At 50.2% G+C, this 17,349-nt stretch carries 11 protein-coding genes; 6 read left to right on the top strand and 5 right to left on the bottom strand.

Features of this window, described 5'->3' with window-relative positions; translation table 11 throughout:
* The first annotated feature begins 23 nt into the window (after positions 1–23).
* A complete protein-coding gene (locus VIS48_16555) occupies positions 24–1,202 on the top strand; it encodes an FAD/NAD(P)-binding oxidoreductase (protein ID HEY9167766.1) in 1,179 nt (392 codons plus the stop codon).
* Between the two features lie 70 nt (positions 1,203–1,272).
* Here the strand turns inward: VIS48_16555 and VIS48_16560 are convergent, their stop codons facing one another.
* Positions 1,273–2,052 (bottom strand): YIP1 family protein, encoded by a 780-nt coding sequence (locus VIS48_16560; GenBank protein HEY9167767.1) that lies wholly within the window; start codon positions 2,050–2,052, stop codon positions 1,273–1,275.
* Positions 2,053–2,212: 160 nt separating this feature from the next.
* Between VIS48_16560 and polA the strand changes: the two genes are divergently transcribed.
* Positions 2,213–4,996, top strand: a complete 2,784-nt coding sequence (gene polA, locus VIS48_16565) for a DNA polymerase I (GenBank protein HEY9167768.1) — start codon at positions 2,213–2,215, stop codon at positions 4,994–4,996.
* 30 nt (positions 4,997–5,026) lie between these two features.
* Here the strand turns inward: polA and VIS48_16570 are convergent, their stop codons facing one another.
* A complete protein-coding gene (locus VIS48_16570) occupies positions 5,027–5,968 on the bottom strand; it encodes a VIT1/CCC1 transporter family protein (protein HEY9167769.1) in 942 nt (313 codons plus the stop codon).
* Positions 5,969–6,259: 291 nt separating this feature from the next.
* Between VIS48_16570 and VIS48_16575 the strand changes: the two genes are divergently transcribed.
* A complete protein-coding gene (locus VIS48_16575; GenBank protein HEY9167770.1) occupies positions 6,260–6,721 on the top strand; it encodes a hypothetical protein in 462 nt (153 codons plus the stop codon).
* 45 nt (positions 6,722–6,766) lie between these two features.
* Here VIS48_16575 and VIS48_16580 read toward each other — a convergent pair whose 3' ends face one another.
* Both VIS48_16580 and VIS48_16585 read right to left on the bottom strand, forming a co-directional pair.
* On the bottom strand, positions 6,767–7,756 hold the full coding sequence (locus VIS48_16580) for an inorganic phosphate transporter (protein ID HEY9167771.1): 990 nt from the start codon (positions 7,754–7,756) through the stop codon (positions 6,767–6,769).
* A 15-nt stretch (positions 7,757–7,771) separates the two neighbouring features.
* Positions 7,772–8,416: a DUF47 family protein gene (locus tag VIS48_16585; protein ID HEY9167772.1), complete on the bottom strand. Its 645-nt coding sequence runs from the start codon at positions 8,414–8,416 to the stop codon at positions 7,772–7,774.
* A gap of 434 nt (positions 8,417–8,850) precedes the next feature.
* Between VIS48_16585 and VIS48_16590 the strand changes: the two genes are divergently transcribed.
* Together VIS48_16590 and VIS48_16595 are read left to right on the top strand one after the other, a co-directional pair.
* Positions 8,851–11,367 carry an ATP-dependent Clp protease ATP-binding subunit gene (locus VIS48_16590; GenBank protein HEY9167773.1) on the top strand — a complete coding sequence of 839 codons (2,517 nt, stop codon included), beginning with the start codon at positions 8,851–8,853 and terminating at the stop codon, positions 11,365–11,367.
* A 532-nt stretch (positions 11,368–11,899) separates the two neighbouring features.
* Positions 11,900–12,691 carry an inositol monophosphatase family protein gene (locus VIS48_16595; GenBank protein ID HEY9167774.1) on the top strand — a complete coding sequence of 264 codons (792 nt, stop codon included), beginning with the start codon at positions 11,900–11,902 and terminating at the stop codon, positions 12,689–12,691.
* Here VIS48_16595 and VIS48_16600 read toward each other — a convergent pair.
* A complete protein-coding gene (locus VIS48_16600) occupies positions 12,685–15,132 on the bottom strand; it encodes a PP2C family protein-serine/threonine phosphatase (GenBank protein HEY9167775.1) in 2,448 nt (815 codons plus the stop codon). The two genes, VIS48_16595 and VIS48_16600, sit on opposite strands and share 7 nt — an antisense overlap.
* Before the next feature lie 222 nt (positions 15,133–15,354).
* Here VIS48_16600 and VIS48_16605 point away from each other — a divergent pair, with 222 nt between their 5' ends.
* Positions 15,355–17,334 carry a M1 family metallopeptidase gene (locus VIS48_16605; GenBank protein HEY9167776.1) on the top strand — a complete coding sequence of 660 codons (1,980 nt, stop codon included), beginning with the start codon at positions 15,355–15,357 and terminating at the stop codon, positions 17,332–17,334.
* Positions 17,335–17,349 lie beyond the last annotated feature (15 nt).

The raw sequence follows: 17,349 nt of genomic DNA on the forward strand, positions 1-17,349 counted from the left end.
CTTATCGAAATTCAAGGAGAGTAATGAGCGAATATAAATACATCATCGTGGGCGGCGGTATGACCGCGGATTCTGCGGTGAATGGAATCGGGGAAGTGGACAAATCGGGAAAGATTGCTGTTTTCTCTTCAGAAGCCGATGCACCGTACAACAGGCCGCCATTATCGAAAGGTCTATGGAAAGGCGATCCGCTCGATTCAATCTGGAGAAAGGGGGATGAAGAATCCCGGGACATCTTTCTCTCCACCCGCGTTCTGTCGGTAAACGCGGAGGAGAAGGCTGTGAAGTCAAGCGACGGAAAAACCTTTCGCTACGAGAAACTCCTGCTCGCCACCGGCGGAACTCCACGCAAGCTTCCATTCGGTGGTGACGGCGTCATTTACTTCAGGACTGTGGCTGATTACAGGAAACTGAAAAAGCTTTGCCAAGTGAAGAATGATTTTGTGGTCATAGGCGGCGGCTTCATCGGATCGGAAATTGCGGCTGCACTCGCCATGAACGGCAAGCACGTGACAATGATCTTTCCCGAAGACGGAATCGGTTCAAGGGCATATCCCGGTGGACTGTCCGGATTCCTCAATTCGTATTATGCCGGAAAAGGCGTGAAGGTGATATCAGGGGGAACGGTAGATGGAATTGAGTCGGTCGGCGAGCATTACAAACTCAGGACGGGGAACGGTGAATTGATATCCACCGACGGGATAGTCGCGGGTCTCGGCATCATCCCGAACGACGAAATCGCGAAATCAGTGAACCTCGCGGTCGGGAATGGAATTGTCGTCGATGAATTTCTCAGAACCGACAACCATGACATATTTGCGGCAGGTGACGTGGCGAACTTTTACAGCAAGCCACTCGATTTGCGAATGCGTGTGGAGCACGAGGATAATGCTAACATGATGGGACTTACCGCCGGCCATAACATGGCAGGGAGATCCGAGTCCTATGACCACCTCCCGTTCTTCTATACGGACATGTTTGATCTGGGATATGAAGCGGTCGGCTTGATTGATTCGAGGCTGCAAACAGTTGAGGAGTGGGAAGAGAAGTACAGGAAAGGTGTGGTCTACTATCTGGAGACTGGAAAACTGAGAGGGGTGCTCCTCTGGAACACGTGGGGCAAGGTAGACGTGGCGAGAGATTTGATTAAATCCCGAAGGAATTTTTCTCGTAACGAGTTGACCGGACTCATAAAGGATTGAGACTATCAAAAAGAAAAGGCAGGAGTTGTGGTTTCCTGCCTTTTTGATACGGTCAATCTGTAAATTTTTATCAGCCGAACCGACCGCCAAGTGCGAAGATACTGACGAGTACCCATATCACCCACACTGCACACACACACGCAGCCGGCATGATACCTTTCCTCCCGGCAAATCTCCCGAGCCCGATCGCTATGACGACTAATGACCAGATTGTGAACACGTCGATCTTCGACATAAAAAGATAAGCCTTGCTGTCCGTGTTCATCTGAGTGAGTAAACCGAGATGCAGTCCACCGTCCAGTCGTGACATTGCGACCATAACAACGGTTCCGATTATAACTCCCACGACGGCGATCCATTCAGACAGCCCGAGTATGCCGAGGGCATGGGTGTAAGTGATGTTTCCCTTCAGCGCAAACTTGCCCACCAGGAACCAGATCCCGGCAATAATGAAGAAGAAAATGAAAACGGCAACGATTGCCACGATGACACTGACGACAGTCACAGAAGTCGAACCGTTCTCCATCCTGTCCTTAGCTTGTTGCGCCTGGTCGGCAGTCATTTTCCCCTGCGTCACCATGTTGTCTATGTAACGCTCCTGCATTTGAGCCATCTGGAACCTCAAGTCGGGCGACGCAAAGCGGAGATAGACGTTGACTCCCGCGAGCAAAGCGACAAGGAGAACCGGCACGAACCAGTCTGCGAACTTCAAGGGAGATGTCTTCAATGATTCAAAAACCTTAGACGGTTCGTAAAAGACGCCTGCCGCTTTGTCGAGGAATGAAATCGACTCCTGCCCTGAGGAACCCGGCGAGGGTGGTTGTTCCGTGTTGACAGGTTGTTCCGACATCGATCCTCCTTTTTCGATTAAGATAGTCGAGCGTTCGTAGAAGTACAAACTCAATGACGATTTTCCCCGGTCTGCTGAAATGTCATTCCATATAATTAGAAAACCTTTGATTTTCTAGCACCCGTTATCTTTGTTAAATTAGAACAAAGAGGAGCACTCGATGTCCACGAAAAGATTCTTCATCCTTGACGGCACCGCACTGGCCTATCGTGCTTATTTCGCCCTGATCGGACGGCCGTTGATCAATTCCAAGGGTGTCAATACAAGCGCTGCATTTGGCTTCACCAATTATCTCCTGAAGATCATCGGCGACGAGAAACCCGACTATCTTGTGGCGGTCTTCGATACTCCCGAACCTACATTCCGTCATAAGGAATATCCCGAGTACAAAGCGACTCGCGAGAAGATGCCTGAAGAGATGATAGAACAGATGAAGCATATAAAGGAAATTCTCAAGGCGTTCGGCGTGCCCATAGTCGAACGGCCCGGCTATGAAGCCGATGATGTCATCGGCACTCTCGCCCAGATCGCTTCGAAAGAAAATATAAACGTCATGATGGTGACGGGAGACAAGGACTTCATGCAGTTAGTCACGCCGAAAATAAAAATGTATAAACCCGGCAAGAGCGGAATGGACGTGGAGATCGTAGATGAAAAAGGCGTGGAAAAGAAATTCGGAGTGAAGCCGTCGCAGGTTATCGAAGTCCTTGCACTTACGGGAGATGCTGTCGATAACGTACCCGGAATCAAGGGCGTCGGCGATAAGACTGCTATCCCGCTGATCCAAAAATACGGATCGGTAGAAAAACTTCTTGCGAGCGCGGACGAGATAGACAAGCCGGCTCTGCGTGAGAAGATCAAACAGGGGAAGAAGATGGCCCTTCTCTCGAAGAAGCTTGTCACGATCAAAACAGATGTTCCATTGGGCGTCGACTTTCACACGCTCAAAGAAAAGAATCCGGATGGTAATGCAATCACGAGTCTTTTTGAAGAGCTTGAATTCAAGTCGCTCCTCCGAAAGGCAAGGGAAATGGTTCTCCCATCGGCTGGCAAAGAAGATGAACCCGTTCCTGAGGCGGAAATCGCTCCCGACACATCCGACTACGACACGATAGCCACTGTCAAACATAACTACAGACTTATCAATCGGCTGTCGGATCTTCAGAAGCTCGCCGTGAAATTGAAAGAAACCGAGTTACTCTCGATGGACACCGAAACCACCGACACCGATGCGCTGAAGGCAAAGCTCGTCGGAATTTCTCTGTCGGTAAAACCTCACGAGGCTTACTACGTGAGTATAGTGTCTGAAGACGGAGATTTGTTTTCGGGAGGCGAGGCGCGGGAGGGGATATCGGCGAAAGACGCGATCAAAGTTCTGAAACCGATTTTTGAATCCGCGAAGATCAGGAAGATAGGGCAAAATTTGAAATATGATTTTCTGGTTCTCTCGAACTACGATGTCATTACACAGGGAATCGAATTCGACACGATGGTAGCGGCATACGTTCTCAATCCTGATTCCCAGCACAATCTGGATGCGCTTGCGAAGGAGCATCTTCACTACAAACCGGTGGCAATAGAGGAGCTCATAGGATCAGGCAAAAACCAGAAGAATATGCGGGATGTTGAACCGAAAGTGGTGGCGGAATATTCCGGAGAAGACGCCGATATCGCGCTACAGCTTGCCGAAGTACTCCGCGAGAAACTCGACAAGCTCAAGCTCACCGACCTCTGCCAGAAAATGGAGTTCCCCTTAGTGGAAGTCCTCGCGACGGTCGAGCGGACGGGCGTTGCGATAGACACTGAAATACTCTCGCAAATATCGAAAGAGCTCGAGAGGATGGCGGATAATACGCAGCGTGAGATTTACCAACTCGCCGGAACCGAGTTCAACATAAATTCGCCGAAACAGCTCGGCGATATCTTATTTAACAAAATGAAACTCGGCCCGACAAAAAGGACGAAAACAGGATTTTCAACGGATGTCTTCGTGCTTGAAGAAATCAGCGCGCAGAATCCGATCGCCGAGAAGATCTTGACATACCGGAAACTTACGAAGCTTAAGTCAACATATGTCGACTCACTTCCGACGCTCGTGCATCCGCAGACCGGGAGAATTCACACCTCGTTCAACCAGACTGTGGCCGCGACGGGGAGACTCAGCTCTTCCGATCCCAACTTGCAGAACATTCCCATTCGTGGAGAAATGGGAAAGGAAATCCGGAAAGCGTTCGTGCCCGGTGAAAAAGGTTGGGTCATGGTTTCAGCCGACTATTCACAAATAGAACTGAGAGTGATGGCGCATATCTGCAAGGACGAGGGGCTCATAGATGCTTTCAAGAAGCACGAAGACATTCACCGAACTACCGCATCCAAAGTGTTCGGTGTGACCCCTGACAAGGTCACGACTGACATGAGGCGCAAAGCGAAGGAGGTGAACTTCGGGCTTTTGTACGGCATCGGACCGTTCGGCTTAAAGATCCGTCTCAGGATTTCACAGAGCGAAGCAAAGGAAGTGATCGACACATACTTTCGGAGATTTCCCCGTGTGAAAGAATACATCAACAGCACTCTGGAATTCGCCAGGAAGCACGGCTACGTCGAGACGCTTCTCGGGAGAAGACGCTATCTCTCCAACATCAACAGCAAGAACTCGGCGGTGAGGATGGCAGAAGAAAGGCAGGCGATAAATATGCCGATTCAGGGAACCGCTGCGGACATGATCAAGCTCGCGATGGTGGCGATTTACCGTGAAATGAAAAAAAGGAAGCTGAGATCGCGGATGATCCTGCAGGTTCACGATGAGTTGGTCTTCGAAGCTCCTAAAGATGAGGTCAAGGAGTTGGAAGAGCTCGTTTCCGATAAAATGAAGAACGCGCTCAAGCTGGACGTTCCGATAGATGTGGAAGTCGGAAAGGGACCGAATTGGCTCGACGCACATTGAAGGATGCGCCCCGCGAGCCCAGGAAGCTGATCAGATATTAATCCCGAACACCGATCTCACGAGCAGACCCACCGCGTAGGTTACACCGACCGCTATGAGAAGTATCGCGAGGTTCATAAGCAATCTCCTCGAGATCCGCATGCCTGAAAGGAACGCGATGATCGTCGAGATGACGACCATAATGACGGCTGCGACGGCGAGAGGCCAAAAGATGACTTTCGCGCCGAGAAGGATGGGCAATATCGGCACGACCGCGCCCAGGAGATACGACACGCCGACTACGACTGCAGATTCCATAGGGCTTGACGAATCCCCGTCGATCTTTACTGGACCTTCATCCGTGAATTCCTTTTTCGCAGTCTCAATCCTTTCCACTTCTTTTTCCGAGCTGACGGCAGCATAAGCGCCTGCCGCCATCGAAATCGCGCCTGCAATCGCTACCGCCACGCTGGCGGCCATGATCGCGGGTATGTTCGATAGAGCCGCGAAGAATCCTGATACTGCGCCGAGAATCTCGACGAGGCCGTCGTTCAATCCGAGAAAAATGTTCCGCACCCGTTCCGGATGAATACGCCTTTCAATTGACGATGAGACGATTTCGTCTTCATGCTGAAATTCATCTTCGAGTATTTTCCGGACTGCGTCCCCGGTGGGAGTTCCTTTGTATTTCTCCCAGACTGTCACGTATTTCCGAACGCCGTAAACTTCAATGGCCTCCAACACGAGGTGCAAACCAAGAGTGCCCAGAACTCTGATCACCATCGTCAAAATGAAAAGCTTTATCCGACGCTTGAGGTCGAGCTTATCAACCTTCACTGAAAAGAAATCCTGCCAGAACGCAAAGTGTCTCGCTTCTGTCGGGATAAGCTCTGCGAACATCGGCTCCATACCCTTCGGAGCGTACCGGCTCACATTTTTGTACAGCGTCAGATCGAAAAGTTCGTCGAGCACAAGCTGTCTTCCCAATTCCATTTGCAAACCTCTCAGAGCTGTTTCTCGCTGCAAGATATGCACGTTTCCTCTCATAATCATTCTCGCGGACGACCAGCCCAGATGCCACTTGCCCTAACACCACGATTCCTATGGCAATTTGCGGACGGGTTGACCGAATCGAATCCACAATCTAATTTCATCTATCCACTGCATTCTCGAATGTGGTGGGTAAATGTCAGAGGAAAGCAAATACAGCACACGTAATTTCGGATGGGTGTAGATCAATATTTTGTCGTTGAAGTCTGTCGGTTGTGAGAATCAGGAGGCAAAATGAAACAGCAATGTCACATTAGTTTAGTTTACATCAGCTGGTTGATATTGATCGGCGGCGTGATCGCCTATTTGTTGTTCGGTAATTACATTCAAGCGGCGCTATGGCTTGTATTTATTTACATCGCGATGAGAGCGTACGTTCATTATTTCCCGAAGATCTCGCGGTACATGGGATACGGCTCTGTAGACGATCAGCCGGCGAGTGAACAGAGATCGTCCGATGCGGCGGTCAAGCTTTACACAGGAGTTGGTTGTCCGTTTTGTCCAATTGTGAAAAGAAGACTGGTGGAACTCCAGAAGAGCATGGGATTCGAGCTCACCGAGATCGATGTGACATTGAAACCGGATTTGGTGATCAAGAAGGGAATCAGAGCACTTCCGGTAATTGAAGTTGGGAATTCAACTTTGGTCGGCAATGCGACAAGCGAACAGCTATCGAAATTTATAACGGCAGGATGATCGCACCGTGCAGTTCGGACGCAGCTTGAGTCAGCCAATGATTTCTTACTTGATGAATATTGAGATAATCTTGTAAGCGCCGGCACCGATAAGAGCGGAAATTGGAATTGTCAGGACCCATACCAGGACGATGTTCCCTGCAACTCCCCATCTGACTGCCGAGACTCGACGTGTCGCTCCGACTCCCATGATGCCGCCATTTATTGTATGAGTCGTGCTTATCGGTATGCCGAAATACGTTCCTATCAAGAGCGTGATGCCGCCGGCCGTCTCAGCACAAAATCCGTCCACGGGCCTGAGTCTCGTAATCTTTTGTCCCATCGTCTTCACGATCCTCCAACCGCCGAACAGAGTTCCCATTGCGATTGCAAAATGGCAGATCAGAACGACCCAGATCGGTACATGAAATGAGCTCAGATAACCGGTGGTAACCAGAAGTCCGGTTATAATTCCCATCGTCTTCTGTGCGTCGTTCGTTCCGTGACCGAGACTTAAGAAAGCCGCGGAGACCAGCTGTAATTTTCTGAATGCGCCGTTTACTCGTGTAGACGATCTTTTGTGGAATGCCCATATTACGCTCATCATGAGTACGAAAGCCACCAAGAGCCCCATCACGGGGGCTACCACGATAAATGCAAGTGTTGGCGTCCATCCGGCAGGGATTATCACTGAGAAACCCGCATTGGCTATCGCGGCTCCGGCGTATCCGCCGATAAGAGCGTGGGAGGAACTGGTTGGAAGTCCGTAGTACCATGTTATGATATCCCAGAGAATTGCGCCAATGAGTCCGCCGAGAATTACATAGACTGTCACCGAATGCAATTCGACCAACCCTTCCCCCAGCGTGCCTGCTACCTTCAGCGTAAAGAAAAAGGCCGCGACAAAATTGAAAAATGCCGCCCACACCACGGCCTTGCGAGGCGTGAGCACTCTGGTGGACACAACGGTTGCTATTGAGTTGGCTGAATCATGGAAGCCGTTCAGGAAGTCGAATACAAGCGCGACGAGGATGATGAGGACTACGAGTGTGCTCATCGCTGAAGGAATGTATCAGGCATGTTTGATCAATATGGATTCGAGGACATTCGCGACATCTTCACAGCGATCTGTCGCCGTTTCCAATCCCACGTAGATCTCCTTCAACTTTATCAGTTCGATGACGTTCTTTTCGTTTTCGAATAAATCTGCTACCGCGAGAGCGAACACAGTGTCCGCATCGTTCTCGTATTCGTTTACTTTCTTCAGGATTTCCTGGAGCGCAGCGGAATTCCGGAAATCTCTCAGGTATGAAACCCCTTTGCCGATTGCCTCGACGGATTGCTGTATTATCTCATTAAGCCGCCTCAGGTACTGGGTTCTCTGGTGGACATTGTATAGCACGAATCTGGACGCGCTTCCGTTTATATAATCCATGATGTCGTCAAGCGCTGACGCAAGCTCGTGGATATCTTCACGATCGAAGGGAGTGACGAAAGTCTTATTGAGCTCTGCAAATATGTTGTGCGTGACTTCGTCCGCCTGGTGCTCGAGGTCCTCTATCTCTTTCACGAGCGCCTGCGTCTGTACCGCATCGGAATCCGGAATCTTCCTCAGAGCGACGGAGGCTTTCAGAAGCAGCTTCGTTGATTCCTCGAACAGGGTATAGAATTTTTCGTCGTGAGGGAGCAGAGTTTGAATTAGTCTATCAATTTTCACGGTAGTGCCACAATAAAAGTGATTGGTTCCGAAGCTTTTGAATTTAAGCTCTCATGTCGATTGTTCAAATCCATTTGGCGGGGTCAGAGAGAAACCTTCCGAGCGTTATCACCAGCATGACATTCAGAGTCGAGTGGATATCCGAATATCACGGAAAAACTTTCCCAAGTCCGCCAACCACTGCAAGTTCCCTAATCCCGATTTGAACCTCCGTTTCACGCGCTTCCTGGCTGACTTGATTTTCTTCGTGGGATTCCGAAATTGAAAGAGAAGGCAAGGGTGTTTTTTGTCATATTTCGTTGTTTGATAATAGTAGGATGCTAGTATAAATTAACGATAAGAATTCTGTCAGAGTCCTTTGAATTGATAAGTTGAAACTTGACAAGACGCGAATTTGTTGATTTTAGGAACGGAACTAAACCATTAGGATTGAAATGGAAGGTAATTTTTCTAACCGGGTACAGGACGTAATCAGACTCAGCCGCGAAGAGGCGTTGAGGCTTGGGCACGACTTCATCGGGACCGAGCATCTCCTTCTGGGGATAATTCGCGAGGGTGAGGGGATAGCGGTAAAGATACTGCGGAACCTCGGCGTTGACCTGTACAAATTAAAGAAAGCGGTCGAGGACACGGTACGCACGTCCGGGGGCACGCTTACGATCGGGAACATACCGCTCACAAAACAGGCGGAAAAAGTTTTAAAGATAACTTACCTGGAAGCGAAGCTTTACAAATCCGATGTCATCGGAACGGAGCATCTCCTTCTGTCGCTTTTGCGCGACGATGATAATGTCGCTTCGCAGATCCTTCACCAGTTTAATGTAACGTATGACAGTGTCCGCCAGGAGCTGGACAATATTATAAACGGGAGACCCTCTCAACCGGCGGCTCCGACAACTCAGCACGCGCCCGGCGCGGGGACCGAGCAGCGAAAGAGCGAGAAGTCTAAGACCCCGGTCCTCGATAACTTCGGACGCGACCTGACAAAACTCGCGCTTGAGGACAAGCTCGACCCCATAATCGGACGTGAAAAGGAAATTGAGCGAGTCGCGCAGGTGCTCGCGAGACGGAAGAAGAACAATCCGGTCCTGATCGGGGAACCCGGTGTCGGCAAGACGGCAATTGCGGAAGGTCTGGCTCTCAGGATCGTGCAGAAAAAAGTTTCCAGGGTACTTCATAATAAACGGGTTGTGACGCTCGATCTCGCGGCTCTTGTCGCCGGAACCAAGTATCGCGGACAGTTCGAAGAGAGGATGAAAGCCGTACTGAACGAGCTTGAAAAAGCGAAAGACGTGATCCTTTTTATAGACGAACTTCACACGATTGTCGGCGCTGGTGGCGCGTCAGGATCGCTCGACGCGTCGAACATGTTCAAGCCCGCGCTCGCGAGAGGCGAGATACAGTGCATAGGGGCTACGACCCTCGACGACTACAGGCAGTACATCGAGAAAGACGGCGCGCTGGACCGGAGATTCCAGAAAATAATGGTGGAACCGACTACGGTCGATGAGACGATTCAAATCCTCAATAACATCAAACAGAAGTACGAGGAGCATCACAACGTCAGATTTACGGACGCTGCAATAGACTCTGCGGTGAAGCTAAGCGACAGGTACATGACCGACAGGTTCCTCCCCGATAAAGCCATCGATGTAATGGATGAAGCTGGCTCGCGGATCCATCTTGCGAACATCATCGCCCCTAAAGAAATAGTCGAGCTCGAAGAAGAAATTGAAAAGATAAAACAGCAGAAGAACAAGGTCGTCAAGACTCAGGACTTTGAAGAGGCCGCGCGTCTTCGCGATCTCGAGAAGAAACTCCTGTCAGATCTTGAAATCGCTAAGCGCGAATGGGAGTTGAAGGCCGAGACGACAGTGCACGAAGTTACGGAAGACCACGTGGCCGACGTCGTCGCGATGATGACGGGGATTCCCGTTAACAAGATTGCCGAGAGCGAGTCGGTGAAGCTGCTCAAAATGTCCGACGAGTTGACGAAAGTTGTCGTTGGGCAGAGTGAAGCGATTCAGAAATTGAGCAAAGCGATTCGCCGTGCCCGCGCGGGGCTGAAAGATCCCAAGCGACCGATCGGCTCGTTTATCTTTGCCGGTCCCACAGGAGTAGGAAAGACCGAGCTTGCGAAGGCGCTTGCGAGATACCTCTTCGATTCGGAGGACGCGCTTGTCCGCATCGACATGTCTGAGTATATGGAAAAGTTCAACGTCAGCCGCCTGGTCGGAGCACCTCCGGGATATGTCGGCTACGAAGAGGGCGGTCAGCTCACCGAGAAAGTAAGACGCAAGCCGTACAGTGTTGTGCTGCTGGACGAGATCGAAAAAGCGCACCCTGACGTCTTCAACATACTTCTGCAGGTTCTTGATGACGGCATTTTGACGGACAGCCTCGGAAGGCGGGTGGATTTCAAGAACGTTATTTTGATAATGACCACGAACATCGGAACCCGTGACATTAAGGTGGCCGGCGCGTTCGGGTTCGGGCAAGCATCGTCCGAAGATAGATACACATCGATGAAGGGCGTCATCGAAGAGGCGATGAAGCGTCTTTTTAATCCTGAATTCATGAACAGGATCGACGACGTGATTATATTCCATAATCTCGAAACGGATGACATCAAGAAGATAATCGACATTCATACCGAGAGTCTTCGGAAACGGCTGGGCGCTCTCGGAGTTAAGCTGGATCTTACCAAGCCGGCGAGGGAGTTTCTCGCTGAGAAGGGATTCGATCCGGCGTTCGGCGCCCGTCCGCTGAAGAGGGCGATCCAGAGATACCTGGAAGACCCGCTCGCCGAAGAAATGCTCAAGGGAACTTTCACGGAAAGAATGGTGGTGAAAGTCAAGATTGATAAGCGATCGGGCGAGTTGAAGTTTTCCGAGTCGAAGGAGACCACCGGACAAAAAGATCCCAATCTTTCGGATGTGAGTACGAACTGACGTTTAAATCGGTTGACTGAAAAGCCGGGCCGTCTAGCCCGGCTTTTTTTATGTCCTGACCCGGGTGGAGTCCGGCGGATCAAATTGGATTTTCTTTCGACCTTAGTTAAAATTGATACGCGTGAACGTGGAAAACGATCATACTTTGGAACCGGGACATGTTCCTGAATTGCAGTTGAAACCCAGCGAAGGCTCCGTTAAGCCGAACGATCCTTCTCCTGAATATTGGAACTACTGCGACAATTGCGGGTCGAGACTTCAGACATTCAGGTGCAGGTACGTTTGTCCAAAGTGCGGCTTCTTCCACTCGTGCAGCGAACCGTAATCGGGTTCGGATTTCAGACATTTCACAACGGCAATCATAAAGGAGCAAGATGAACAAGAAGACAAAGAAGGCAGCGAAGAAACACCACAGGAAAGTGAAGAAGATCAAGGCGAAAATAAAAGCACGACGCGAGCAGGCGCACAAATCAAAAGCGGGCGCGTAACTTAATCTGGCATTAATTTTTTCCACTCTTATCGGGGGGTCAGATTGTTGAAATCATATTCCAAAGAGCTGGAATGTGCTCTTAAGATTGTCAGGGCATCGGAGAAAGTCACTCTCAAGTATTTCCGCTCGCGATTGAGAGTGGACTACAAGTCCGACCGTAGTCCTGTTACGATTGCCGACAAAAAGTGCGAGAAGTTCCTCATCGGCGAATTATCGCGTAAATTTCCTCATCACGGTTTTTACGGAGAAGAGTTCGGAGAAAGCGCCGTCGGGAAGGAATTCAGGTGGATCATCGATCCGATCGACGGGACGAGGAATTTCACCCGAGGTATTCCGTTCTGGGGGACCCTCTGCGGCCTCGAGCATGAAGGCGAGATGGTCGCGGGAATCATGTTTCTACCGGCGCTGAAGTCGATCTACTACGCCTCAAAACACCACGGTGCATTCAAAAACGGGAAACGAATAAGAGTCAGCACAATCAGAACTCTGGAGAAGGCGGGTATTGTGTTCGGAGGACTCAGCTACTTCGTCGGGACGCATTACGAAAGGAGGTTCCTCGATATCGTCAAGTCTTCGTATCACGACCGGGGATTCGGCGACTGCTTCGGCTACACTTTTGTCGCGGAAGGCTCGGCAGAGGCGATGGTCGACCCGATCGTTAAGCCATGGGACGTGGCCGCAATAAAACCTATCATCGAAGAAGCGGGCGGAGTATTTACCGACTTCGAGGGAAACCGCACAATCTACGGGAGCACCGGACTCGCGTGCAATCCTTATATCCATGAATTGATACTGAAGCGGCTGTCGGCTAGGGGTGCGACAGATGGTCAGTGAGCCGGCGTCGGCTTCACTTTTATCGCAACCATTGTCATGTCGTCATGCTGTGGGGCGTTGCCGACAAATTTCCTGACACCTTCTTCGATTTCGGTGAGCATCTCGTCCACGGGGAGATGGCGGGCAGATTCAATGAGTTCCACAAGTCTCGGCTCGCCGAATTCGTTTGCCTGTGAGTCCATTGCCTCGCTGAACCCGTCGGTATAAAACACAAGCACGTCTCCAGGCTTCAACGCAATCTCCATTTCTTCCAGCGTAGAATTGAACTTATCCGAGTTGTCGAGTCCAAGCGCGAGTCCGTTCGGCGTGAAAAGTTTCGCCGAGTTTGCGCCGGTCGAAAAGAACACAAGCGGGTTATGTCCTGCCCTGGCGAAGCGCACCACTTTCGTACGCGTGTCGAGAACCGCGTAGATCATACTAATGAAAGTTCCGCGGGAGATTGACTTGAATACTATCGAGTTTATCCTGTTCAGAACTTTCCGCGGAGAGGGCTGGTCTTCACCGTATGCCTGGAGCGCTCCTTTGGTGAGAGTCATGTATATGGCAGCCGGCAGACCTTTTCCTGAAACGTCCGCGATCGCGGTGCCGATCATTCCGTTCGGGAGTTGGACAAAATCATAGTAATCTCCCCCGACTTCGAGGGCGGGAATGCATATTCCTCCGAATTCGAAATCGGAAGGAGAGGGGTTGGATCTCGGAAGGAGGTTGATCTGAACATTCTTTGCTATCTCGAGTTCGCGCGCCATCCGCTCTCTTTCACTTATCCGCCGGATATGCTTGGGCATCAGGTTGACTGAAAGCTCGAAGTGCTGTTTCTTTACAAGAGCGACGAACGAAAGAATCACCGGAAGAACAAGAATCGCGAAAGCAACAATCGTGTTCAAGCGATAATAGGAGTTCTCGGAACCGAATAGCGGCACGAGCGAGTGTGCGAGATTGAAAAGAATGCTCGCGACCAGGACCGTAAGGAAATCATATCGAAGGAAAATGAAAGTCAGTGCCAGAGATAAGACGACAGTGATCAATATGCGAGGGAGGATTTGATACTCGCCGTATGGAAGCGAGTAAAAAAGCGAAGGGACGAACAACACCGCTGAAACTGTGATTCCGGTGACGAGCCGTTTCTTTCCGAAAAAGGAAAGGACACCGAACCTGTAGAAGGTTTCGCAGAAGAGAGCGAGCGCGAACGATTCGGCTATGACTTGGACCGAAGGGACGTACGAATCCAGAGGAGTACTGGAATTAGCGAGAACTACTCTGAGTGAGAAAGCCGGATTGGCGATCGCGTAGAGACCCATAAGTATCAGGCCGAACGCGTATCCGCGAAGTATCGAGATGCCGACTTTCTCATTAAAGAACTTCAGATGAGTCGCGGCATCGAAGGTAAACAATTTGTTCGGCCATTGGGCGCGCGCCGAGGATTCACCTATGCCCCACGCTGAGAAAGTCAGGATTCCGAGGAGCGGTGTCCACAGGAGAAGAAGCGCGGCAAGAACTACCAGCCCTTCGTAGAACAGGTTTAATGTCGAGATCTGAACTCCTTTGGAGATCGACGGGAAAGAGAGAACCATAGATAGGGCAGCCGCGATGTAGTATGTTCCGCTAACCAGGAGAGATGAGCCGACTCCGGCCTCTCCTTCGTTGTATCTTTTCAGGAATATCACGAGACCGATTGCGAAGAGGACAAAAATCACCACCCAGGACGCAAAAGTGAGAAACACATAAGGTGTGCTCCTGGAATTATAAAGCAGTGTGAACTCCGACGGGGCCTCGTACGATTTTTCAAATGAGACCAACTGATCGCCGGAAATCCTGATTGAAATCCTCCCTTCGAGACCAAAGGAATCCGCCCTTTGCTTCGTAAAAGTAAATGTCCAGTCCTGTCGGTGCTCGAGCCTCACAGGTTCGGACGATTTCTCTTTCCACTCATCCAGGTTCGTTCCGGTTATGACACTGAGGTTATGGGTCCGCCAGTACGAATTGAGCGCGTCTCTTGCCTTGCTCTCGTCGAGGAGCTTTCCGGCGGCCGTGTCGGGAATTGTGATTGAGTAAGATATAAGATGTCCCCCCTGGGAATATTTCGCACGGAAAATCTCTCCCTCTTTTGATTGCTGCGATGGGTCGAACCAAATAACCGTCCAGTAATTCAATGGTATGGAATCCGACCTTACAAGTTCGTTTCCGCGTTTTGTACCCACACTGCTCTGAAGATAAACTAGGGCGATCTCATCCAGGCCGAATGTTGTATTGTTCATCGATCTTGCCGGGATCTTCACATCGATTTCTTTTGCAAGACTCTCTGACATTGAGCGCGCATCAGCAGGAGTAAGCCTGCTGTCGACGGAATAGAGACCCGTATATGAAGGCAACAAATAAACGAATATTGCCAGCCCTGCAACAGCGGCTATGCCGAATACTGCGGCGATCGGTTTAATCTTCATAGTCAGATGAATTTAGTATTGAGCTTAGTCGATTCCAAACAAGCTGTGCCATCATGCCTCCTTCATGCTTTGCCTTTGCAAACGATCAAAACTATATTTCTGACACAGACCGGAAGCGTATTTCGAGTGTCACTCATTAAGAGTACGATTTAAATAGGGAAAGTTGCCGATTCGGCATATCTTTAATCCGGTTTGTTTATTCACATTATCTGAGGATTCAAAATGAAAAAGGGACTTTTATCCGTTATCTGCTTTCTCGCGATTCTAGTACATGCGAAAGTATGCAGATCGCAGGACGACGCGAAGTACAATCCGCATGAGACATTCGATCCGGCTTTTGGCAGCGCTTCGACTTCTCCATTCCGGGACGCCAGCGGAGCGCCGGGCGCAAACTATTGGCAAAACAGAGCCGACTACAAAATAGAAGCGGCGCTCGACACAAATTCAAAATCAATAAATGGTAAAGTGGAGATAACATATACTAACAATAGTCCGGACGAGCTTTCTTATCTGTGGATGCAGCTTGAGCAAAACGAGCTCGCAAAGGGCTCACGTGGGATAATAAGCGGCGGTAATCCGGACATTCAATTCGCTGGAGGAGACAGTATTGAATCCGTCATGATTGAGGAACACGGAAAGAGCATTAAGGGAGATTATCTCATCAATGATACAAGGATGCAGATCAGGCTCCCGATAGCGATGAGGCCCAAGGGAGACAAAATCAAGATCACTATTCATTACTCGTTCGTGATCCCGCCGGGTGGGATGGGCAGAACGGGATGGATGTACACTCAGAATGGAGCAATCTATGACATCGCCCAATGGTACCCTCGAATGGAAGTCTACGACGATGTCCATGGATGGAACAGCTTTCCGTTTCTTGGAGCGGGAGAGTTCTATCTTGAATATGGGGATTACGACTATTCGGTAACGGTGCCTGCCGACCAGATTGTAGTCGGTTCGGGAGAACTTGTAAACCCGCAGAAAGTTTTGACCGGCAAAGAAATTGCGCAGCTTGCCGAGGCGAGAAAAAGTGACAAGAGAGTGTACATTGTTTCGCCGACTGAGGTAGGAAGTGCCGCAACGCGTCCAACAGCGAAGGGAATGATTACATGGCACTTCAGTATGAAGAACTCCAGGGACGCCGTGTGGGCGAGCTCCCGCGCGTTTATCTGGGACGCAGCTTGCATAAATCTTCCGAGCGGCAGAAAATCTCTCGCCATGTCCGTATACCCGATAGAGAGCTCGGCTGATTCGTGTTACGGAAGATCTACTGAATATGTAAAAGGAAGTATCGAGATCTTTTCAAAAGACTGGTTCGAATATCCATATCCGTCGGCGATAAATGTCGCGGGGCCGGTCGGTGGAATGGAGTATCCAGCCATCGTTTTCTGCTGGTGGAAAATGTACAACAAGGTGATGTGGTATGTTACCGCGCACGAGCTCGGACATAACTGGTTTCCAATGATCGTGGGCTCAAACGAGCGGGCGAACGCTTGGATGGACGAGGGCTTCAATACGTTCATCGACGTTTACGCGTCTGACGAATTCAATCGCGGAGAGTACGCTCCTAAAAGGGACAATGAATTTGATCCGCAAGGAAAGAACCCGGCACGCGACATTGTACCCTTCATGGTCGGACCCAACTCGCTCCCGATTGTGACTTACGCAGACGCTATTCCGGGGAGATACGTTCACACACTGGAATATTATAAAACCGCGCTCGGCCTTTACATGCTGAGGGAATATGTTCTCGGCCAAGACAGATTCGATTACGCATTCCGGACTTACATAGAGCGCTGGGCATATAAACACCCTGTGCCTGAAGATTTTTTTAGAACTATGAACGATGCGTCCGGAGAAAACCTCAACTGGTTCTGGAAAGGCTGGTTCGTGAAGAAGTACGATCTCGATCAGGCTGTTGACAGCGTCAGGTACGTCGGCGGTGATCCCTCAAAGGGAGCTCTTATCACCCTTGAGAATAAAGGAAAGATGGTGATGCCTACAACTGTTGAGGTCAAAGAATCAGACGGTAAAACCGGAAGACTCAATCTACCTGTTGAAGTCTGGGAGCGAAGCGGGTTGTTCACTTTCAGGTATGCATCGACTTCGTCCCTCGATTCCGTCGTTGTCGATCCCGATAAGATACTTCCCGACGTGGACGCCACAAACAACATCTGGACAGCCGGTACGGGAAAATAGTGAGGGGGTAATCTG

This window comes from Candidatus Kryptoniota bacterium (assembly GCA_036567965.1).
In the GTDB taxonomy this organism is placed as follows: Bacteria; Bacteroidota; Ignavibacteria; order Kryptoniales; family JAKASW01; genus JAKASW01.

What these genes read in the sequence shown, in the direction of transcription:
- VIS48_16605 (HEY9167776.1), top strand. Translation starts at nt 15,355, where the DNA reads ATGAAAAAGGGACTTTTATCCGTTATCTGCTTTCTCGCGATTCTAGTA.
- VIS48_16555 (HEY9167766.1), top strand. Translation starts at nt 24, where the DNA reads ATGAGCGAATATAAATACATCATCGTGGGCGGCGGTATGACCGCGGAT.
- VIS48_16575 (HEY9167770.1), top strand. Translation starts at nt 6,260, where the DNA reads ATGAAACAGCAATGTCACATTAGTTTAGTTTACATCAGCTGGTTGATA.
- VIS48_16590 (HEY9167773.1), top strand. Translation starts at nt 8,851, where the DNA reads ATGGAAGGTAATTTTTCTAACCGGGTACAGGACGTAATCAGACTCAGC.
- VIS48_16560 (HEY9167767.1), bottom strand. Translation starts at nt 2,052, where the DNA reads ATGTCGGAACAACCTGTCAACACGGAACAACCACCCTCGCCGGGTTCC.
- VIS48_16570 (HEY9167769.1), bottom strand. Translation starts at nt 5,968, where the DNA reads ATGGAATTGGGAAGACAGCTTGTGCTCGACGAACTTTTCGATCTGACG.
- VIS48_16580 (HEY9167771.1), bottom strand. Translation starts at nt 7,756, where the DNA reads ATGAGCACACTCGTAGTCCTCATCATCCTCGTCGCGCTTGTATTCGAC.
- polA (HEY9167768.1), top strand. Translation starts at nt 2,213, where the DNA reads ATGTCCACGAAAAGATTCTTCATCCTTGACGGCACCGCACTGGCCTAT.
- VIS48_16600 (HEY9167775.1), bottom strand. Translation starts at nt 15,132, where the DNA reads ATGAAGATTAAACCGATCGCCGCAGTATTCGGCATAGCCGCTGTTGCA.